At 63.5% G+C, this 19,583-nt stretch carries 19 protein-coding genes; 5 read left to right on the top strand and 14 right to left on the bottom strand.

Annotated features, from left to right (window positions below; all coding sequences use genetic code 11):
- Positions 1 to 33: 33 nt before the first annotated feature.
- Entirely contained in the window at positions 34 to 477 is a 444-nt protein-coding gene (locus tag RA24_RS19900) for a MarR family winged helix-turn-helix transcriptional regulator (RefSeq protein WP_039193829.1), read from the bottom strand.
- Between the two features lie 151 nt (positions 478 to 628).
- Here RA24_RS19900 and RA24_RS19895 point away from each other — a divergent pair, with 151 nt between their 5' ends.
- Positions 629 to 1,210: a YceI family protein gene (locus tag RA24_RS19895; protein WP_052254280.1), complete on the top strand. Its 582-nt coding sequence runs from the start codon at positions 629 to 631 to the stop codon at positions 1,208 to 1,210.
- Positions 1,211 to 1,358: 148 nt separating this feature from the next.
- Here RA24_RS19895 and nqrF read toward each other — a convergent pair whose 3' ends face one another.
- The 13 genes from nqrF to RA24_RS19830 all read right to left on the bottom strand — a co-directional run bounded on the left by nqrF (position 1,359) and on the right by RA24_RS19830 (position 14,851).
- Positions 1,359 to 2,582: an NADH:ubiquinone reductase (Na(+)-transporting) subunit F gene (gene nqrF, locus RA24_RS19890; RefSeq protein WP_039148301.1), complete on the bottom strand. Its 1,224-nt coding sequence runs from the start codon at positions 2,580 to 2,582 to the stop codon at positions 1,359 to 1,361.
- A gap of 16 nt (positions 2,583 to 2,598) precedes the next feature.
- Positions 2,599 to 3,207 (bottom strand): NADH:ubiquinone reductase (Na(+)-transporting) subunit E, encoded by a 609-nt coding sequence (gene nqrE, locus RA24_RS19885; protein WP_019296950.1) that lies wholly within the window; start codon positions 3,205 to 3,207, stop codon positions 2,599 to 2,601.
- Positions 3,207 to 3,860: an NADH:ubiquinone reductase (Na(+)-transporting) subunit D gene (locus tag RA24_RS19880; protein ID WP_019296949.1), complete on the bottom strand. Its 654-nt coding sequence runs from the start codon at positions 3,858 to 3,860 to the stop codon at positions 3,207 to 3,209. The genes nqrE and RA24_RS19880 overlap by 1 nt, the downstream gene beginning before the upstream one ends.
- Complete coding sequence (locus RA24_RS19875; protein ID WP_019296948.1) at positions 3,860 to 4,663, bottom strand: Na(+)-translocating NADH-quinone reductase subunit C; 804 nt, start codon at positions 4,661 to 4,663, stop codon at positions 3,860 to 3,862. The genes RA24_RS19880 and RA24_RS19875 overlap by 1 nt, the downstream gene beginning before the upstream one ends.
- Complete coding sequence (locus RA24_RS19870; protein WP_019296947.1) at positions 4,656 to 5,864, bottom strand: NADH:ubiquinone reductase (Na(+)-transporting) subunit B; 1,209 nt, start codon at positions 5,862 to 5,864, stop codon at positions 4,656 to 4,658. Before RA24_RS19870 ends, RA24_RS19875 begins: the two co-directional genes overlap by 8 nt.
- Before the next feature lie 5 nt (positions 5,865 to 5,869).
- On the bottom strand, positions 5,870 to 7,213 hold the full coding sequence (locus tag RA24_RS19865; protein WP_039174044.1) for a Na(+)-translocating NADH-quinone reductase subunit A: 1,344 nt from the start codon (positions 7,211 to 7,213) through the stop codon (positions 5,870 to 5,872).
- Positions 7,214 to 7,570: 357 nt separating this feature from the next.
- Entirely contained in the window at positions 7,571 to 8,695 is a 1,125-nt protein-coding gene (locus tag RA24_RS19860) for a mandelate racemase/muconate lactonizing enzyme family protein (RefSeq protein ID WP_039193826.1), read from the bottom strand.
- Entirely contained in the window at positions 8,692 to 9,786 is a 1,095-nt protein-coding gene (locus tag RA24_RS19855; protein ID WP_039193823.1) for an alcohol dehydrogenase family protein, read from the bottom strand. The genes RA24_RS19860 and RA24_RS19855 overlap by 4 nt, the downstream gene beginning before the upstream one ends.
- A 90-nt stretch (positions 9,787 to 9,876) precedes the next feature.
- Positions 9,877 to 10,116: a hypothetical protein gene (locus RA24_RS19850; protein ID WP_039193821.1), complete on the bottom strand. Its 240-nt coding sequence runs from the start codon at positions 10,114 to 10,116 to the stop codon at positions 9,877 to 9,879.
- A gap of 3 nt (positions 10,117 to 10,119) precedes the next feature.
- On the bottom strand, positions 10,120 to 11,571 hold the full coding sequence (locus RA24_RS19845; RefSeq protein WP_039193818.1) for an aldehyde dehydrogenase family protein: 1,452 nt from the start codon (positions 11,569 to 11,571) through the stop codon (positions 10,120 to 10,122).
- Positions 11,568 to 12,722 carry an aromatic ring-hydroxylating oxygenase subunit alpha gene (locus tag RA24_RS19840; RefSeq protein ID WP_019296941.1) on the bottom strand — a complete coding sequence of 385 codons (1,155 nt, stop codon included), beginning with the start codon at positions 12,720 to 12,722 and terminating at the stop codon, positions 11,568 to 11,570. Before RA24_RS19840 ends, RA24_RS19845 begins: the two co-directional genes overlap by 4 nt.
- Positions 12,723 to 12,818: 96 nt before the next feature.
- Entirely contained in the window at positions 12,819 to 13,733 is a 915-nt protein-coding gene (locus tag RA24_RS19835) for a LysR substrate-binding domain-containing protein (protein ID WP_019296940.1), read from the bottom strand.
- 167 nt (positions 13,734 to 13,900) lie between these two features.
- Positions 13,901 to 14,851: a GlxA family transcriptional regulator gene (locus RA24_RS19830; protein ID WP_039193815.1), complete on the bottom strand. Its 951-nt coding sequence runs from the start codon at positions 14,849 to 14,851 to the stop codon at positions 13,901 to 13,903.
- 212 nt (positions 14,852 to 15,063) lie between these two features.
- Here RA24_RS19830 and RA24_RS19825 point away from each other — a divergent pair, with 212 nt between their 5' ends.
- Genes RA24_RS19825 through RA24_RS19810 form a run of 4 tightly spaced genes read left to right on the top strand, consistent with a single transcriptional unit; the run spans position 15,064 to position 19,539 of the window.
- Entirely contained in the window at positions 15,064 to 15,774 is a 711-nt protein-coding gene (locus RA24_RS19825) for a GntR family transcriptional regulator (RefSeq protein ID WP_019296938.1), read from the top strand.
- 7 nt (positions 15,775 to 15,781) lie between these two features.
- The gene (locus RA24_RS19820) at positions 15,782 to 16,699 is read left to right on the top strand and encodes a dihydrodipicolinate synthase family protein (protein WP_019296937.1); all 918 of its coding nucleotides are present in this window, start codon (positions 15,782 to 15,784) and stop codon (positions 16,697 to 16,699) included.
- 3 nt (positions 16,700 to 16,702) lie between these two features.
- Positions 16,703 to 18,202, top strand: a complete 1,500-nt coding sequence (locus RA24_RS19815) for an aldehyde dehydrogenase (protein ID WP_039193812.1) — start codon at positions 16,703 to 16,705, stop codon at positions 18,200 to 18,202.
- On the top strand, positions 18,199 to 19,539 hold the full coding sequence (locus RA24_RS19810; RefSeq protein ID WP_039193810.1) for an NAD(P)/FAD-dependent oxidoreductase: 1,341 nt from the start codon (positions 18,199 to 18,201) through the stop codon (positions 19,537 to 19,539). Before RA24_RS19815 ends, RA24_RS19810 begins: the two co-directional genes overlap by 4 nt.
- Positions 19,540 to 19,583 lie beyond the last annotated feature (44 nt).

The following is a 19,583-nucleotide window of genomic DNA, read 5'->3' as shown; positions in this document are numbered from 1 at the left end:
AGCGCAGGGCCTATTCAGCCCGGCGCCTGACCATCAGGGAAACGGCCCGCCGCCTGTATTCTGCAGGCGTTCCAGAAACACCTCCAGATCCTCCGCACTGTCCAGCGGTTCCATCGCCTGTTTGATCGCCGCACCGTAGATCTGCCACATCTGCAGCCGCAGCGCCGCGCCGGCCTCTGTCAGGTGCAGCAGCTTGCCGCGGCGGTCCTGTTCGAACACGGTTTCGCGCACCAGCCCCTGTTTCACCATCTGCGCCAGAATGCGCGACAGGTTGGATTGCTCAAACAGCAGGTTGCGGGTCAGCTCATAGGCCCGCACACCCTCCGCCCCGGCCATCTCGATCCCCCACAGCACGTCATACCACCTGAGCGGCGGCAAACCCGCCGCCCGCAGCTTGGCCTCCATGTCACGGTGGGTCTGCCGGTGGGCGCGGTTCAACAGGATCCAGATTGCGGTTTCGCGTGGGCTGGGCGTCATCACGTCTTCACGAGTTGGTGAACAGGGCTGCGGTTCCGCCGTTGCCGGTGGATGCGCCAAAATAGATGTCATAGCATCCATCCCGGATCAATCGCATCCTCACGTAACAAGAGCCGTTCCCGGCCCAACCCCATCCGACAGGAAAACTGCCATGATGATCAGGATTGCCTCCCTCGCCGCCGCTGCGCTGCTGGCCGCTCCCGCCGCCTTTGCCGCCACCACCTACAAGACCGATCAGGGCCATACCGAGGTCAAATTCAGCTGGAGCCACGCCGGCGTCTCGATGCAGAGCGGCGAGTTTACCGACGCCCAGGGCACTCTGGTGCTGGATCCGGAAAACCCCGAAGCCTCCACCCTGAATGTGACCATCAAGGCGGACAGCGTCGCCACCGGGTTCGGGCCGCTGGACGACCACCTGTCCAGCGCCGACTTCCTGGAGGTCGCAACCTACCCCGAGATCACCTTTGTCAGCACCGGGATCGAGAAGACCGGCGACAAGACCGCCAAGGTGACCGGCGATCTGACCATTCACGGCACTACCCAGTCCGTGGTGCTGGATACCACCATGACCCACCTCGGCCCGCACCCGCTGGGCGGAGCGATCGAATACTACCAGGGCGACTGGGCGGCGTTTGAAGCCACCACAACAATCGACCACCAGTCCTTTGGTGTCGGCGGCTTCTCCACCGGGCCGATCACCATCCAGATCGTCAGCGAACTGAAGGCTGAGTGATTTCTGCCCAGCCAGTGCATCAGGCGGTGCACGGGGGGTGTACAGGGGGTGCATACATGTCACCCCCCTCCCCGGCCCGCTCATGAGAACAGAAAAAGCCCCGGATGTGTCCATCCGGGGCTTTTGATTTTCTGCTCTGCGCTTCGGCTCAGCCGCCGAAGTCGTCCAGCATGATGTCCTCGCGGTCCACACCCAGATCCAGCAGCATGTTGATCACCGACTGGTTCATGATCGGCGGGCCGCACATGTAGAATTCGCAGTCTTCCGGCGCCGGGTGGTTCTTGAGGTACTCCTCGAACAGAACGTTATGGATAAAGCCGGTGTAGCCTTTCCAGTCGTCCTCCGGCTGCGCGTCGGACAGGGCGACGTGCCAGTCGAAGTTGTCGAACTCCTCGGCCAGCTGGTCGAAGTCCTCGACAAAGAACATCTCCTTCTTCGACCGCGCACCGTACCAGAAGCTGATCTTGCGGTCGCGGTTCTGCAGCCGCTTCAGCTGGTCGAAGATGTGGCTGCGCATTGGCGCCATGCCGGCACCGCCGCCGATGAAGACCATTTCCTTCTGGGTCTCGCGGGCAAAGAACTCGCCGAACGGGCCGGAAATGGTGACTTCGTCGCCCGGCTTCAGGTTGAAGATGTAGGACGACATCTTGCCCGCCGGAATGTCGCTGGAACCCGGCGGCGGCGAGGCGACGCGGACGTTCAGCATGATGATGCCCTTCTCGTCCGGGTAGTTCGCCATCGAATAGGCGCGCTCGACCGGCTCATCCACGACGGATTTGTACTGCCACAGATTGAAGCGGTCCCAATCCTCCCGGTACTCCTCCTGAATGTCGAAGTCGGTATAGGCCAGCTGGTGCGCGGGCGCTTCGATCTGGATGTAGCCGCCGGCGCGGAAGTTCACATCCTCGCCTTCGGGCAGTTCCAGAACCAGCGCCTTGATGAAGGTCGCCACGTTGTCGTTCGACCGCACCTTGCAGCGCCATTTCTTGACGCCGAAGACCTCTTCGGGAACCTCGACTTCCATATCCTGCTTGACCGCAACCTGACAGGACAGGCGGTCGCCGCAAGACGCCTCGCGCTTGGTGATGTGGCTTTCCTCGGTCGGCAGGATAGAGCCGCCGCCGGAATGCACACGCACCCGGCACTGGGCGCAGGTGCCGCCGCCGCCGCAGGCGGAGGGGACAAACAGTTTCTCAGCCGCCAGCGTCTGCAGCAGCTTGCCGCCCGCAGGCACCGAGATGGTTTTTTCACCGTTGATGGTGATGTTGACGTTGCCGGACGCGACCAGGCGGGAGCGGGCGGCCAGGATGATGGCCACCAGCGCCAGCACGATCAACGTGAACAGGACAACGCCGAGCGAGAAAGTTTCCATAACTTCAGACGCTCCCTTACAGTTTGACGCCGCTGAAGGACATGAAGGCCATCGCCATCAGACCCGCGGTGATAAAGGTGATGCCCAGGCCCTGCAGGCCGTCCGGCACGTCGGAATACTTCAGCTTCTCGCGCACGCCCGCCATCGCGGTGATCGCCAGCGCCCAGCCAAAGCCGGAGGAGAGGCCGTAAGTGGTTGCTTCCGCGAAGTTGTAGTCGCGTTCCACCATGAACAGCGAGCCGCCCAGGATGGCGCAGTTCACCGTGATCAGCGGCAGGAAGACCCCCAGCGCGTTGTAGAGCGGCGGGAAGTACTTATCGAGGATCATCTCCAGGATCTGCACCATCGCCGCAATCACCCCGATATAGGAGATCAGACCGAGGAAGGTCAGGTCCACATCCGGGAAACCCGCCCAGGCCAGCGCGCCGGGTTTCAGCAGGTAGGTCAGCAGCAGGTTGTTGGTCGGCACAGTGATCGCCTGCACCAGCATCACCGAAATCCCCAGACCCAGCGCGGTGGAAATCTTCTTGGACACCGCGATAAAGGTGCACATGCCCAGGAAGAAGGAGAGCGCGAGGTTCTCGACAAAGATGGCCTTAACGGCGAGTGAAATCAGCCCTTCCATCAGTGCGCCTCCACATTCTGGATTTTATATTCACGCTCTTCGACCTGGTTCGGCTTCCAGGTGCGGAACGCCCAGATCAGAAGGCCGATCACGAAGAACGCCGAGGGCGGCAGCAGCAGCATACCGTTCGGCACATACCAGCCGCCGTTGTTCACGGTTTCCAGGATGGTGATGCCGAACAGGGAGCCGGAGCCGAACAGCTCGCGGATGATGCCGACCAGCATCAGGATAAGGCCATAGCCCATGCCGTTGCCGAGGCCGTCTATGAAGGACGCCACCGGCGGGTTGCTCATGGCGAACGCCTCGGCACGGCCCATCACGATGCAGTTGGTGATGATCAGGCCAACAAAGACCGACAGGGTCTTGGAGATCTCAAAGGCGTAGGCTTTGAGCACCTGATCCACCAGGATCACCAGCGAGGCGATGATGACCATCTGCACGATGATCCGGATCGACGAGGGGATCTGGTTCCGCAGCATCGAGATGAACATCGACGAGAACGCGGTCACAAAGGTCACCGCCAGGGTCATCACAAAGGCCACCTGCAGCGAGGAGGTCACCGCCAGCGCCGAGCAGATGCCCAGAACCTGCAGCGTGATCGGGTTGTTGTCGACCAATGGGTCGACCAGCATGTCTTTCTTGGTCTGCGCCATCAGAGCTCTCCCGCTTTAAGGGCGGCCAGGAAGGGTGCGTAGCCCTCTTCGCCCATCCAGAATTTCACCAGGTTGTCCACGCCGACAGAGGTCAGCGTCGCACCAGCCAGCGCATCAATGTGATGCTCCGGCCCGGCGGGGCCTTGCGCCTTGGCAACGCTGATCTGCAGCTCGCCGCTTTCGTCATGCAGCTTCTTGCCGCTCCACAGGGACTTCCAGCGCGGGTTGTCCACCTCGGCGCCGAGGCCTGGGGTTTCGCCGTGCTGGTAGAACTGCAGGCCAAAGATGTCGTTGCCGTTTTCCTCAACCGCGATGAAGCCATAGAGGGTTGACCATAGGCCGTAGCCGTGGACCGGCAGGATCACCTTGTCCAGATCGCCGTTTTCCTCGCGCAGCAGGTACACGGTCTTGTAGCGCGACTGGCGGCCGATGCCCGCCGGATCATTGTCCAGCGCGCGGCTCAGTTCCGGATCCTGCGCGGCGGCCAGATCGTCGAAATTGGCGGCGTCGAACTGGTCGGTGAATTCACCGGTTTCCAGATCCAGCACCTGCGGTTCAAAGGCGGCGAAGGCCTCAGCCACTTTGATGCCCGGCTCATAGAGGCCGGCCACCTGCAGAACGTTCAGCTGCTTGTCGCGTTTGCGGTTCACTTCCTGCACCGGGCGAAGGGACACCGCGGCGGTGGACACGATCATCGAGGCCACCAGGCAGACGGCAACAGCGATGAACAAGGTCTTGCCGACGGAATCCGGCGATGCGGCCAGGAAGCGGCCAATCAGGCCCTTGCTTTGGGTATCAGCCATGGCGGCGCGCCCTCCGTTTGATGTTGGCCTGCACGACGAAGTAGTCGATCAGCGGTGCAAAGACGTTGCCGAACAGGATCGCCAGCATCATGCCTTCGGGGAAGGCCGGGTTCAGCACCCGGATCAGCACCACCATCACGCCGATGAGGGCACCGTAGATGTAGCGGCCTGCGTTGGTGTGGGATGCGGACACGGGTTCGGTCACCATGAACACCAGGCCGAATGCATAGCCGCCCAGCACCAGGTGCCAGTACCACGGCATCGCAAACATCGGGTTGCTGTCGGAGCCAATGAGGTTCAAGAGCATCGAGAAGGCAATCATGCCCGCCAGGCAGCCGACGATCAGGCGCCAGTTGGCGATCTTGGTGAACAGCAGGAAGCAAAGCCCGATGGCACAGGCCAGCGTCGAGGTCTCGCCAAAGCTGCCTTGGATGGTGCCAAAGAACGCATCCGACCATTCGATGCCCTTGGCGGCCAGCGCCTGCACGCCGTCGGCGGCTGTCACACCCAGCGCGGTCGCGCCGGAGAAGCCGTCAACCGGGGTCCAGACCGCATCGCCCGACATGTTCGCCGGATAGGCGAAATACAGGAATGCACGGCCCACCAGCGCCGGGTTCAGGAAGTTCTTGCCGGTGCCGCCAAAGACTTCCTTGCCGATCACCACGCCGAAGATGATACCAAGCGCCACCTGCCACAGCGGCGCGGAGGCCGGCATGATCAGAGTGTAAAGCATCGAGGTCACCAGGAAGCCCTCGTTCACCTCGTGGCCACGGACGGTGGCAAAGATCACCTCAAAGATGCCGCCTGCAACCAGTGTCACGATGTAGATCGGCAGGAAATACAGGAACCCGTGCGCGATATTGGCCATCGGGTTCGCCGCATCCAGCGAGATGCCGAACATCTGCAGGATGGCGATCCGCCAGCCGGTGGCCGCGTCAGCACCCAGCGCGGCAATTGCCGAGTTCGCCTGATAGCCGGTGTTCCACATACCCCACAGGATGCAGGGGATGGTGGCGATAACCACATAGGTCATGATCCGCTTCATATCGACGTATGAACGGGCATGCGGCGCCACCGAGGTGACGGTTTTCGGGGTATAAAGGAAGGACTCCACCATCTCGTAGACGGGGAAGAGCTTTTCGTACTTGCCCCCCTTCTCGAAATGCGGCTCGATCCTGTCAAAGAAGCTGCGCAATCCCATCCGGCTCAGCCCTCCTTTTCAATCTTGGTCAGGCAGTCGCGCAGCGCCAGCCCGTATTCGTACTTGGCCGGGCAGGCAAAGCCGACGAGGCCCATGTCCTCTTCGTCCAGCTCCAGCGCACCCAGCGCCTGTGCGGTGTCGGTGTCCATCACCAGCAGCGCGCGCAGCAATTGCGTCGGCAGGTAGTCCTGCGGCATCAGCTGCTCAAAGGTGCCGGTGGGCACCATCGCCCGGCGGCCGCCGTTGAGGTTGCTGGTGAGGTTGAACAGCTTGCGGCTGAGCGCAGAGCCCAGCACCGGCTGCACCGCGTATTTGCTGCCCATCGGGCGGATCCAGCCCAGCGGGATCTGCTTGCGGTCTTCTTCGATGATCGCAACCTGGCGGGCAAAGCGGCCCAGGAACGCCAGCGAGCCAGCCGCGTGGCGGCCCGACAGGATCGAGCCGGAGATCACCCGCACCGGACCGTCCGAGGCGATCTCGCCGCGGGTCAGTTCATCGGTGGAGGCGCCTGTCACGGTGCGGACCAGACGGGGGCTGCGCGCAGCGGGACCGGAGATGGCAACCACGGTGGAGGGGTCCAGATGACCGGTCAGCAGCAGGCGGCCGATGGCGATCACGTCCTGATAGGACACGGTCCAGACTTGGTCGTTCGCGCGGACGGGATGCAGGAAGTGGATGTGGGTGCCCGCCAGACCCGAGGGATGCGGGCCGGAGAAACCCGCAGCCTCGACACCGGCAAGGTTCGCACCCGGAATGCTGTCGCCTGCCTTCTGGCACAGATAGGTGGTGCCGTCGGTCAGCAGGGTCACGGCCTTCAGGCCCGCCTCAAACGCCTCAGCCGCGTCATTGATGATCACGGCGGCATCTGCGGCCAGCGGCTCGCTGTCCATCGCGGTTACAAAGATTGCGGCGGGCTTGGACCCCGGCTGCGGCATCTTGGAATAGGGACGGGTGCGGAAGGCGGTCCAGAGACCGGCGGCGCACAGCTTTTCGGTCAGGCCCTCAGCCGTGTCAGCATTGCCGGTGGCGGAGAAATCAAGGCCGGTATCTTCGGCATCGGAAATCGCAATCACCACGCTTTCCAGCACCCGGCGCGCACCGCGGTTGATCGCCACGACCTTGCCGGTCACCGGCGCCACCATCAGCGCGGCCTCGGCATCCTTGTGGCAGAACAGCGGAGTGCCGCGGCGGACCTCCTCGCCTTCCTGCACCAGCATGCGGGGTTTCAGGCCCATGTAGTCGGGGCCCAGCACGGCCACCGAGGTGATGGAGGGGCCATCGTGGATCACCTGCTCCGGTGCGCCTGTCACCGGCAGATCCAGCCCCTTTCTCAAGTTAAATGTCTTCATATTTGCGCTACGTCCCTCCAAGGCCGAATCCCGTGGCGGTTCTTACCCCGTTCCGGCAGCGGCGGCAAAGAAAACGCACAAAACGCCGTTTTCCGAACATCCGCACAGCCTGTCCTGATTTCCGGCGCACTCGAATCAAATTCGGCGCCGATTGGCAAGGCTGTGCCCCTGCCAGTTTCCCGATTTCCTGTGTGTGCCGCGCTTTTATCAGACTGTTGGCGCTCACGCCCTTCGGGAAACCGTCAAAGCGGACAGGCGGAAACGGCAACGCCGTTCCCGCAGGCGCCGCCAGGGCGGGCCAGTCTGCCTGCCAGTCTCAACACGAGGTTGAAACTGATTCTACCAAATACTGCGTATTCAGGCCTCCCAAACGGCCTGCGGCGCGCCCATCAGGCCGCGGTCGACGGTGATCCCCAGCCCCGGCGCGTCGGGCACCAGCACGCCGCCGTCCTGCACTGGTGCGTCGAATTCTGCCGTTTTCAGCGTCACCATATCGCGGCAGTCCAGAATGCAGCGCAGGGACCGCTCCGGCACCGTCGCACCCAGATGGGCGATGGCGGAAAACGCGACCACGGACCCGACGGTATCCTGCACGCTGACCGTCGCACCCGCGGACAGGCACATGTCCCGGTGCCGCCGCCCATGGGTCAGCCCCCCGGCCTTGGAGATCTTGAGGCCAATGCCATCGGCCACATCCTCGGCCAGCATCAGAGCAATGTCCTCATCCTGCTGCACCAGCTCATCCAGGATGATCGGCACAGTGCAGCGTTTGCGCAGCGACATGGTCTCGCGCCAGGTCTTGCAGGGCGCCTCCAGCACGAAATCCAGCCCCTCCGGCAGCATCCGCAGCATCCGCAGCGCGGTTTCCGGCGTCAGCCCGCCGTTGGCATCGACCAGAAAGAACTCCCCCGGCTGCCGGTCGGCCAGCGACGCACGGATGCGCTCGGCATCCAGCGCCGGGCCGCCTTCGCCGTCCAGCGCGCCGATCTTCACAGAATGACCCAGATACCCCATCTCCCGGTGCTGCGCGACGCGGGCGCGCATATCCTCGGGGCTGCCTGCATAGATCGAGGAGATCACCGGCAGGCGTTTGCCCGTCGAGCCGCCCAGCAGCTCGCAGACCGGCAGGTTGACCGATTTGCCGAACAGGTCCCAGCAGGCCAGATCAATTGCGGACTTGGCGTGGTTGTGGCCCAGCAGCGCCTCGTCCATTGCCTCGTTGATGCGGTCCATCTGCCGCGGGTCACGGCCCAGCAGATAGGTCGCGATCTCGGCAATGCCCGCCCTTACACCCAGGGCATGCGCAGCGATATAGGTGGAGCCGAACGGCGTGCTTTCGCCCCAGCCCTCCAGCCCCGTATCGGTGGTGATGCGCACGAAGGACGCATCAAAGCTGCGGTACTCCCGCCCGCCCGACAGCATATAGACGCCGCCGGAATAGGGCAGGTCCAGCTGATAAAGCTCGATCTTCCTGATCTTCACGCCCCGGCCTCCGGGATCATCAGAACCAACTTGCCGGTATGCTTCTTGCTCAGGAAGTCCTCCTGCGCGGCGGCAATGTCGCTCAGCGGATAGGTCTTGGCCACCAGCGGCCGGATTTCTCCGGCTTCGATGTAGGAGATCAGATTGGCGAAGACCTCGTCCTCCTGGAAAGTGCAGCCCATCAGGGTCAGGTCCTTGAGGTAGAGTGTGCGCACGTCGATTTCGCTGATCGGCCCGGCAATGGCGCCGGCGGTGGTGTACCGCCCGCCCCGGCGCAGCACGTCGAGGAAGGAGGGCCATTGCGGACCCGCCACCAGATCCACCACCACGTCGATGGAGCCTTCACCCAGTTCTTTGACCAGATCCGCATTGCGGTCCACCACCCGGTCGGCGCCAAGCGCCAGCACTTCATCCGCCTTGGCGGCAGAGGACAGCGCAATCACCGTGGCGCCGCGGCGCTTGGCCAGTTGCACGGCAGCAGAGCCCACGCCGCCGGAGGCACCGGAAATCAGCACGGTCTCCGCGCCCAGGCCCACCCGGTGCAGCATGTTTTCCGCGGTGGAATAGGCGCAGGGGATCGAGGCGAGTTCCGCATCGGACCAATCGCAGTTCACCGCGTGGGTTTCCCGCGCAGGCGCCACCGCAAACTGGGCAAAGCCGCCGTCGCATTCGCTGCCGAAAGTCCAGCATTCATAGGGGCGGTAGTCGACGTAAGTCCGCAGCATGTTGCGCACCAGCACCCGCTCGCCGATGCGGGCGGGATCGACCCCCTCCCCCACAGCCGCGATTTGGCCGCAAGCGTCAGCGCCTTGGATGCGCGGGAATTCCAGCGGCTTGCCGGACCAGCTGGCGTCATCATCGTTGACACTGTCGAACCCCGTGGCACCGCCCGCGTTGGTGTCAGCCTCCACCGCCTTGGAATACCAGCCGATGCGGGTGTTGATGTCAGTGTTGTTGATGCCCGCTGCCGCCACGCGGATCAGCACCTCGCCAGGACCGGGCTGCGGTACCGGCACATCGGTGCGGTATTCCAGTTTGTCGATGCCGCCGTGGCCGGTCAGCAGAACCGCCGCCATTTTGCTGGGGATCATGCCCTTACCTCCCTGAATAGATTGGCCGGCCCTCCCCTGCCGGCCAAAACAGGGCGCCGTCCCCCCGGGGACAGTGCCCTGAAACTTGTCTCACAGCTCCAGCGGATGCGCGCGGCCGCGCTCCGCCAGGCGGCGGTTCAGCTCCTTCGCTGCCGGCAATCCGGCCTCCAGCGCAAAGACAAAGGCGTGGGTCAGGTAGAAGCAGGCGGCGTCAATGTTGCCCGCCTCCTCCGCCTGATCCCCAGCCAGTGTGTACAGCCGGACCAGCACGGCGCTGTCCTTGTCCTCATGCGCCTGCAGCAGCGCCTGGTCGAGCTCTGAGCGCTCCATGCCTCAGCCCTTCAGCGAGATCGCGATGTTCTTGGTGCGCACGTAGTTGTAGAGCGCCTCCAGTCCCTTTTCGCGGCCAAAGCCGGATTTGCCGACCCCGCCGAACGGGGTGGAGATGCCGCCCGCGAACCATTCGTTCACGAACACCTGCCCGGCGCGCAAACGGTTCGCAACCCGATGCGCCCGCGCCAGATCGCGGGTGAAGACGCCTGCGACCAGCCCGAACTCGGTGCCGTTTGCCATGGTGATGGCTTCGGCTTCGGTATCGAAAGGCGTAAAGCAGGTGACCGGGCCAAAGATTTCCTCCTGCGCGACGCGGGACGCGGGGTCCACGTCCGCCAGAATGGTCGGCGCCATGAAATAGCCCTCCCGTTCCAGACGCTCGCCGCCCGAAGCCGCGCGGGCGCCGCTTTGGCGGGCAGTGGCGGTCAGGGTTTCGATCCCGTCCAGCTGGCGGGCAGAGATCACCGGGGTCAGGCCGGGGTTTTCCAGCCCGTGGCCAACGCTCAGGCCATTTGCCAGCGCGGCAGCGCGTTCCACCGCTTCGTCATAGATCGACCGATGCACCAGCACCCGCGACATGGCAGAGCAGACCTGACCGGCGTTGTAGAAGATGCCGCTTTGCAGGGAAGACATCAGCGTGTCCAGATTGGCGTCCTCGAACGCCACCGCGGCGGACTTGCCGCCCAGCTCCATCAGCGCGGGCGTGACCGGATTAGCGGCGGCGCGCAGGATCGCCTGGCCGGTCGGGACCGAGCCGGTGAAGACGATCTGATCCACCATCGGGCTTTCGACCAGCCGCGCACCCAGTTCTGCGCCAATGCCGTTCAGGATTGACACTGCGCCTGCAGGCACCTCGGCGCGTTCCAGTGCCACACCCAGCATTGCCAGCGCCATCGGGTCCAGCTCCGGCGATTTGATGATCACCGAATTGCCCGCCGCCATCGCAGGCGCCAGCGAGCGCGCGGCAATCGACACCGGGAAGTTCCACGGCACGATCTGCGCGGAAACGCCGTAAGGCTCATAGACCGTATAGTCGGCATAATCCGGGCCAAGCGGGATCGACTTGCCTTCGATCTTGTCAGCCATGCCGCCGTAGTATTCGAAATACTGTGCGGCCTCTTCGAACTCGTCATGCGCAGCGCTGAGGCTCTTGCCGCTTTCCCGGCACAGCAAGTCTGCGCCCTCATCGGCAATACCGCGGATCTCAGCCGCGATGCGCTGCATAAGCTGGCCGCGCTTGGCGGGCTTCATGGCGGCCAGATCGCCGCGCTCGAAACTTGCCCGCGCCGCTTCCAGCGCTTTCGCCAGGCTCTCCTCGCCCGCCAGCGCGCAGTCGCCCACGTGCTGGCCGTTGCCCGGATCCTCGACGGCCATGCGTGCACTGCCATCGCCCTCAACCCAGGCACCGGCCAGGAAGTTCCTGGCCAGCCCGTCTTTCAGGAAAGAACTCATGCCTCGCGGCCCTTGGTCACCTGATCGGCCACCCAGGCATGGAAGTTGTGGGTCGGCCCGTCCATCGCCGGCGAGAAGCGCCCGCCGTCGAACAGCTCACCATGGCGGCCCTTCTGCATGCCCTCGACAACAAAGACGTCCTCTTCGAACACGGTTTTCCACAGCTTGGCGTTCTCGGTGCGCAGGTTTTCCAGCTCCGGCGTGTCCTCGTTGGACTTCGCGTAGTAGAGCTCGATGTGCTCAACGGTGTTTTCAGTGTCGACCGGTTCCAGGATGATCGCAAAGGCATGGTCGCGCTGCACACCCAACAGGACGTTGGGGTAAACGGCCACATATTCGCCGCCCTCGTCCCACTTGCTGCTGAGGCCTTCGAAATCCGGGAACACCTTGCCGTCTTCGCCCTTCATCTGGCGGTAGACCAGGGTGCCCTGGCCGGAATAGTGGCCCGGCACTTCGATATTGTAGTGGTCTTCCAGGCGCGAATAGCTGTTCAGCCCCGGATGCACCCACGGCAGGTGATAGCTTTCACAGTAGTTTTCGACCGCCAGTTTCCAGTTGGTTTTGACTTCCAGCTTGAAGCCAGAGTCTTCGCCGCCGTGATGCACCGGGGTTTCGAACTCCTTCCAGCGCTCCAGCAGACCTGCATGGACCTCTTCGAACTCTGGCGCGGTGCCGTCAACGTTCACAAACACCACATCGCGCCAGACGTAAGAGCGGATGCGCACCAGGCCCAGCTCATCCAGCTTGATGTCTTCATGCTTGTTGTTGCCGGGGCCGCCCACATGCGGGGTGGAGACCAGACGGCCATCAAGGCCATAGCACCAGCTGTGATAGGCGCAGCGGATGGCGCCGCGGATCTTGCCGGCCTTCTCGACCAGGATCATGCCGCGGTGGCGGCAGGTGTTCTGGAAGACGCCGATCTCGCCGTCCTTGTCGCGCACGATCAGCAGCGGCATGCCGAGGAAATCCACCGGCTTGGCATAACCCGGCTCCGGCACGTCCTTGCCAAAACCGATGCCGGACCAGTTCTTGAACAGGACCGAGCGTTTCTCTTCGGCAAAGACGGCGGGGTCGATGTAATGGGCGTTCGGCAGGCCGTTGGCAACGTTGACCGGAGCCATCACCGGGGCAAGCGTGTCATGCTTGTTCATCTGGGGTCTCTCCAAGGCAGGAAAAAGATGTGCGCGTTTTGCGCCATTGAAGGCAGAGACCAGATTCACTCAATATCAGGAATTTTCGCGCTGGAGTTAGCTGAGCTCATCCGAGCTTCGATTGACCTCGCCAATCACCCATTTGCGAAGCAAACGGGCGGATTCCGACAATTCCGCATCCGGGCGGCCCACCAGATGGAAACCATGCGGCGCTGCCAGAACATGCGGGCCGATCGGCACCAGCTGGCTGGTTGTCAGCAGGGGGTGCAGCAGCCGCTGCCAGCCCAGCACCAGCCCGACCCCATCCTGCGCCGCCTGCAGCGCCACCGCGTAATTGTTCACCCGCACGCCTGTTGCGATGGGACCGTCGTAGCCCAGCTGCTGAAACCAGTCGGCCCAGGTGGTCCAGCTTTTGTCATCGGACTCCAGATGCACAAGCCGCTCTTGCGCCAGCTCCTCCAGCGGGCAGCCGGTGAGCTTCTCCGCCAGTTCCGCATTGCCGACAGGCACCAAGTGATCGCGGTACAGTTCGGTCTGCTCCAGCCGCGTGTCCCGTTCGCGCCCGTAACGGATATAGAAGTCCACATCCGGCATGCTGCGCAGGGGCCGGTCATTGACGATCTGGTTGACGTTCACATCCGGGTGCCGGCCCCAGAACCGCACCACCGAGGGTGACAGCCACAGCGAGGCAACGGCAGAGGTGGAGCCGATAGTCACGGTATCCCCGGTCTGGCGGTCGCGGATGGTCTTGAGGCTGAGGGAGATCTTGGAAAACGACGAGGCAAGGGTTTCAAACAGCGCTTCGCCCTCCTCAGTCAGCTCCACGCCCCGGTGCTTGCGCTGAAACAGCGGCGCCTGCAGCTCCGCCTCCAGCGCCTTCACCTGATGGCTGACCGCGCCGGGTGTGACCGACAGCTCCTGCGCCGCGTTCTTGAAGCTCAGATGCCGGGCCGCAGCCTCAAAAGCCGCAAGGGTGGTCAACGGCGGCAGGTTGTAGTGGCGGCGGGACATCTGCGGCTCCTGGCTGGCGGGTCAGGTGAAAGGGCTTCATTCCAATATGGGGAATACGCCTTTAAAGGCCAGTCCGGAATTTTCTGGCGCCGCCGTTTTCTGACGCAGAAAACGGCCATAAAAAATCGATTTTTCATGGCCGGAAACCGCGCCGGTTTCCGGCGGCCTCACTCGATCCGGCTGCGCTGCAGCATCGGGGTCACGTTGAAGGCCGCCTTGTAGACCCGGGAAAAATGCCCCGGGCTGTCGAACCCGCAGCTGAGCGCCACGTCGGTCACCGAGGCCTCAGTCTGGATCAGCAGATTGCGGGCGCGTTCCAGCCGCATCTCCATCGAGTATTTCTTGGGCGAGGTGTTGAGGTATTTGCCGAACAGCCGCTCCAGCTGGCGGGTGGAGATACCAATCTCCTCGGCAATGCGGGCGGGGGAGATGGGGTCGCTGATGTGGTCATGCATCATCTGAATGGCGCGCGCCAGATGCGCGTTGCGCATCCCGTTGCGCGACTGCAGCGACACCCGCTGCTCGGCAGTGGCATTGCGCACCGCGTTGTAGACCATCTGGTCGGCCACCGCGACGGCCAGGTCATAGCCGTGGTCCCGTTCGATCAGATGCAGCATAAGATCCGCCGTGGCGGTGCCGCCTGACGCTGTCACGTGCTTTTCGTCTGACACAAACACGTTGCGCACCAGGTTCACCTCCGGGAACGCCTCCATAAAGCTGTCGTGGTATTCCCAATGGATCGCCGCCTGCATGCCATCCAGAAACCCGGCCTCTGCCAGCACCCAGGCACCGGAGCACAGCGCGCCCACCGCAACCCCGCGCGCCTTCTCCCGGCGCAGCGCGGCCAGCAGCGGCTTGGTCACATGATTGCGCATATGGATGCCCGACAGGGCAAACAGCCGGTCGCATTTCGGGACCGCGTCAAAGCCGTAGTGCACCAGTGTCACCGAGCCGTTTGAGCAGGTCGCGGTCTCGCCATTCTCCGATCCGAGCGACCAATCATACAGGTCCTGGCCGCTGACCAGGTTGGCGATCCGCAGCGGTTCCACCGCGCAGGAAAACGCCAGATGGGAAAACTCCTCGAGCAGGAGAAAGGCGAAATGCTGGGTTTTGGTCATGGGTCAACCGCCTGACAAGTAACGCTGTGCGGGCCTGGCTGCATTGCCCTCGCGCCCGGACAGGCTAGGCCCCCTGCCCTGCCTGCTGCAAGCCGCGTTGCGCCCGCTGTTTGCACACACCATATTTTTTCTGTGTACACAATATGTATTTTTGTGTCATAGAGCCGGCAAGCCAGAGAATCCCGTACCGCAAAGCGGCAGGAGAGAAGCCCATGAAAGATGCCTCAAAGAACCGGAAGGCTGCGCTCTACAGCCGCCTGAAGACCGCAATCATGACGCTGGAGCTGCGCCCCGGCGCCGATCTGGACGAGGCCAAACTCTCTGAGGAGTCAGGCCTGTCGCGCACGCCGCTGCGCGAGGTGCTGCGCCAGCTTGCCGGCGAGGGCTATGTGGATCTGCGCGAAAACCGCGGTGCGCGGGTCAGCGAGATGTCGCACATGACCCTGCGCGACTTCTTCCTGGCCGCACCGATGATCTATGGCGCGGTGATGCAACTGGCGGCAAAACACGCCACGCCCGCGCAAGTCTCGGCGCTGAAGTCCGCGCAGGAGGATTTCAAGGCAGCGCTTCGCACCGGCTCCAGCGCCGACCGGGCGATGGCCAACAACCGTTTCCACGAGATCACCGGCGAGATGGCGGACAACATCTATCTGCTGCCGTCCTTTCAGCGCCTGCTGATCGACCATGCCCGCATCGGCATGACCTTCTACCGCCCCCAGGACGCCCGGATGGCGGAAAACCTGGATGAGGCCAGTTCCCAGCACGACGCCATCATCGCCGCCATCGAGGCCGGCGACGAGGCGGCGGCGGGCCAGCTGGCGATTGAGCATTGGAACCTGTCGCGCGACCAGATTGAGCTGTTCGTCATGCCCGCCGGGCTGGACGTGCCCTTGGGAACCGTCGCACGCAAAACCCCTGCATGAGGATGACATGACCCCGATTTTCCGCTTTGAGGGGATATACACCCCTGTGGTGACACCCCATTTCGAGGACGGCAGCGTCAATTGGGACGCGCTGGCCGAGGTGATTGAATACCTGGTTGAGAACGGCGTGCACGGGCTGATCTCCGGCGGCTCAACAGGCGAGAACTATGCCCAGACCGTCGAGGAACGCATTGCACTTGCCCGCTTCACCCATGAACGGCTCAAGGGCCGCTTGCCGCTGGTCGTCGGCACTGGCGCCATGCTGACCAGCGACTCCATCGCTCTGGCAACAGGCGCCAAGGAGATCGGTGCCGATAGCATCCTCTTGGCCTCGCCGCCCTACTCGGTCCCGACCGACCGCGAAAACGCACTGAACGCGCTGGCGATTGATAAGGCCGCCGATCTGCCGGTGATGCTCTACAACTATCCGCACCGCACCGGCACCATGATGGGCGAGGAGTTCCTGGACCGGGTCGGCCGTTCCCGCAATTTCTGCGGCATCAAGGAAAGCTCCGGCGATATCAACCGGGTGCACCTCTTGGCCCGCGACTACCCGCATATCCAGCTGGGCTGCGGCATGGATGACCAGGCGCTGGAGTTCTTTGCCTGGGGCGCGCCCTTCTGGGTCTGCGGCGGCTCTAACTTCCTGCCCAAGGAACACGTCGCGCTCTACAATGCCTGCGTGATCGAAGGCAACTTTGCCAAGGGCCGCCGCATCATGTCGGCAATGATGCCCTTGATGCGCGTGCTGGAACAGGGCGGCAAGTTCATCCAGACCATCAAGCACGGCGTCACCATGAACGGCATCGAGGCCGGCGCCATGCGCGCGCCGCTGAAGGGGCTGAACAAGGACGACAAACGCGCGCTGGAACAGGTCGTGCGGGTGCTGAAACAGAAAATCGCAGATATCGAGGCGGAGGGTTAAGGAATGACTTTGCTTACTCAGGACGAATACAAATCCATCGCCGCCAATCTGGACCTGCCCACGGCTGCGTTCATTGACGGCAAGTACTGCCCCGCGGCCTCTGGCAAAACCTTTGAAACCGTGAACCCGGCCACCGGCGAGAAGCTGGCGGATATCGCCGCCTGCGAGGCCGCGGATGTGGATGTTGCGGTTGAAAAGGCGCGCGAAGCCTTCGACGATGGCCGCTGGTCCCGCCTGCACCCGTCAGAGCGCAAGGACGTGATGATCCGGCTGTGCAAACTGATGACCCGCAACGCCCATGAACTGGCGGTGATGGAAAGCCTGGATTCCGGCAAGACCATCTATGACTGCGAAACCGTCGATGTGCCGGAGACCATCCACTGCATCAAATGGCACGCGGAAGCGATCGACAAGATCTATGACCAGGTGTCGCCCGCCTCCGACGATCACATCGCGATGGTGGTGCGTGAACCCATCGGCGTGGTTGGCCTGGTATTGCCGTGGAATTTCCCGCTGCTGATGCTGGCGTGGAAGATCGGCCCGGCGCTGGCCGCAGGCTGCTCTGTGGTGGTGAAACCCGCCGCGGAAACCACATTGACCGCGCTGCGTGTCGCGGAACTGGCGATGGAAGCGGGCCTGCCGCGAGGCGTGCTGAACATCGTGCCCGGCGGCGGTGCTGGTGTGGGAGAACCCATCGGCCGCCACATGGATATCGACATGGTTTCCTTCACCGGTTCCACTGTGACCGGCAAGCGCTTCCTCTCCTACTCAGCCGAGAGCAACGCCAAGGAAGTGGTGCTGGAGATGGGCGGCAAGAACCCCGCCATCGTGATGGACGACGCCGAGAACCTGGACCGGGTGGCATCGCACATCGTCAACGGTGCCTTCTGGAACATGGGCGAAAACTGCTCCGCCTCCTCCCGCCTGATCGTGCACAAGGACGTCAAGGCTGAACTGCTGGAACGCATCGCACATCACGCCAAGGCCTGGAACGTCGGCGACCCGCTGGACCCGGAAACCCGCATGGGCGCACTGGTGTCCCAGGCGCATTTCGACAAGGTCTGCAGCTACTTGGAACAGGCAGAAAACGTGGTGCTGGGCGGCAAGGCGCAGGGCGGCGCCTTTGTCGAGGCGACCGTGGTCGAGGTGCCGGGCAACGACGCGGTTCTGGCGCGCGAGGAGATCTTCGGCCCCGTCCTGTCGGTGATCGAGGTCAGCGGCTTTGACGAGGCGATCCGCATCGCCAATGACACCCAGTATGGCCTTTGCGCCTCGATCTTCACCGCCAACGCCAAACGCGCGATCCGTGGCGCCCGCGCCATCCGGGCAGGCACGGTGACCGTGAACAGCTTTGGCGAGGGCGATATCTCCACACCCTTCGGCGGCTACAAACAGTCCGGCTTTGGCGGCCGCGACAACTCCGTCCATGCCCACGACCAGTACACCCAGCTGAAAACCATCTGGATCGACCTTGCCGACGACGCAGACGAGGCCGTGGATTGACCGCCTACACCGCCAAACGCCTGCCCCGGCAGACCGGTGCGGCGGGATGGAATGCCATCCTGCCGCAGCAAGCCCCCCTGCCGGTGCTAGCACACGACCTGACCGCCGATGTCACCATCATCGGCGGCGGGTTTGCGGGCCTGTCCGCCGCCCGCCGCCTGCACCAGCTGGACCCGTCGCTGAAGGTGGTCTTGCTGGAGGCCGGCCGCTTTGCCGAGGGCTCCGCCGGGCGCAATTCCGGTTTCATGATCGACCTGCCGCATGACCTGGCCTCCGACAATTACGCTGGATCGGGGCTGGAGGCCGACAAGGCCGCGATTGCCTTCAACCGTAAGGCCATCGGGTTCGCCAAGGGCGTGGCGCAGGACTGCGCCCTGCCGCAGGAGATGTTCGACCCCGCAGGCAAGATCAACGCCGCCGCGACTAAGGCCGGCGACCAGCACAACCGCGATTTCGCCGCCCATCTGCAGCGGCTGGGCGAGCCGCATCAGCTGCTGAGCCAGCAGGACATGCAGGAGCGCACCGGCAGCCCGCACTACACCTCCGGCCTCTATGCGCCCGGAACGGTGATGATCCAGCCCGCCGCCTATATCCGCGCCCTGTCGGCCCATCTGGCGGGCCGGATCAGTGTCTTTGAAAACACTCCCGCCACCGGGTTTGAAAAACAGGCGGATGGCTGGCTTGTCAGCACCCCCAGGGGGCGCATCAGCACCGGCAAAATTATCCTCGCCAACAACGGCCACCTGGAAAGCTTCGGCTTCTACCAGCGCCGCCTGATGCACATCTGCCTTTACGCCTCGATGACCGAACGCCTGACTCCGGAGCAGGTCAAGCGGCTTGGCGGCACACCGCGCTGGTCAGTCACGCCTGCAGACCCGATGGGCACCTCCGTGCGGCGGATCTCAGGCTCCTATGGCGACCGGATCCTGGTCAGAACCTGCTCCAGCTTCCACCCCACCATCGAGACCAGCGAAATGCGCCTGCGCAACGCCGGCTGGGTGCAGGACCGCAAGTTCAAGGAACGCTTCCCGCATCTGGAAGGGGTCAAGATGGAACACCGCTGGGCCGGGATGCTCTGCCTCAGCCGCAACGGTTCTGCCGCATTCGGAGAGCTGGACCAGGGCATCTATTCCGCCTGCTGCCAGAACGGTCTTGGGATTGCCCGCGGCACGTTGCAAGGCATGGGCATTGCCGAACTGGTGCTGCAGGGCGGGTCACAGATCGCCAGCCATTTCCTGGCCCAGCCGATGCCGCCCAAACTGCCGCCGGAACCCTTTGCCTCGCTCGGCGCCAATACCTACCTGATGTGGAAGGAATGGCGGTCCGGCAAGGAATAAAGGGCAGAGGGGGCGCTGCCCCCGGCCTGCGGCCTCCCCCGGGG

The organism is Leisingera sp. ANG-M6, assembly GCF_000813905.1.
Lineage (GTDB): Bacteria > Pseudomonadota > Alphaproteobacteria > Rhodobacterales > Rhodobacteraceae > Leisingera.
The sequence above is the reverse complement of the archived record's forward strand: the minus strand, read 5'-3'. Positions and strand labels throughout refer to the sequence as shown.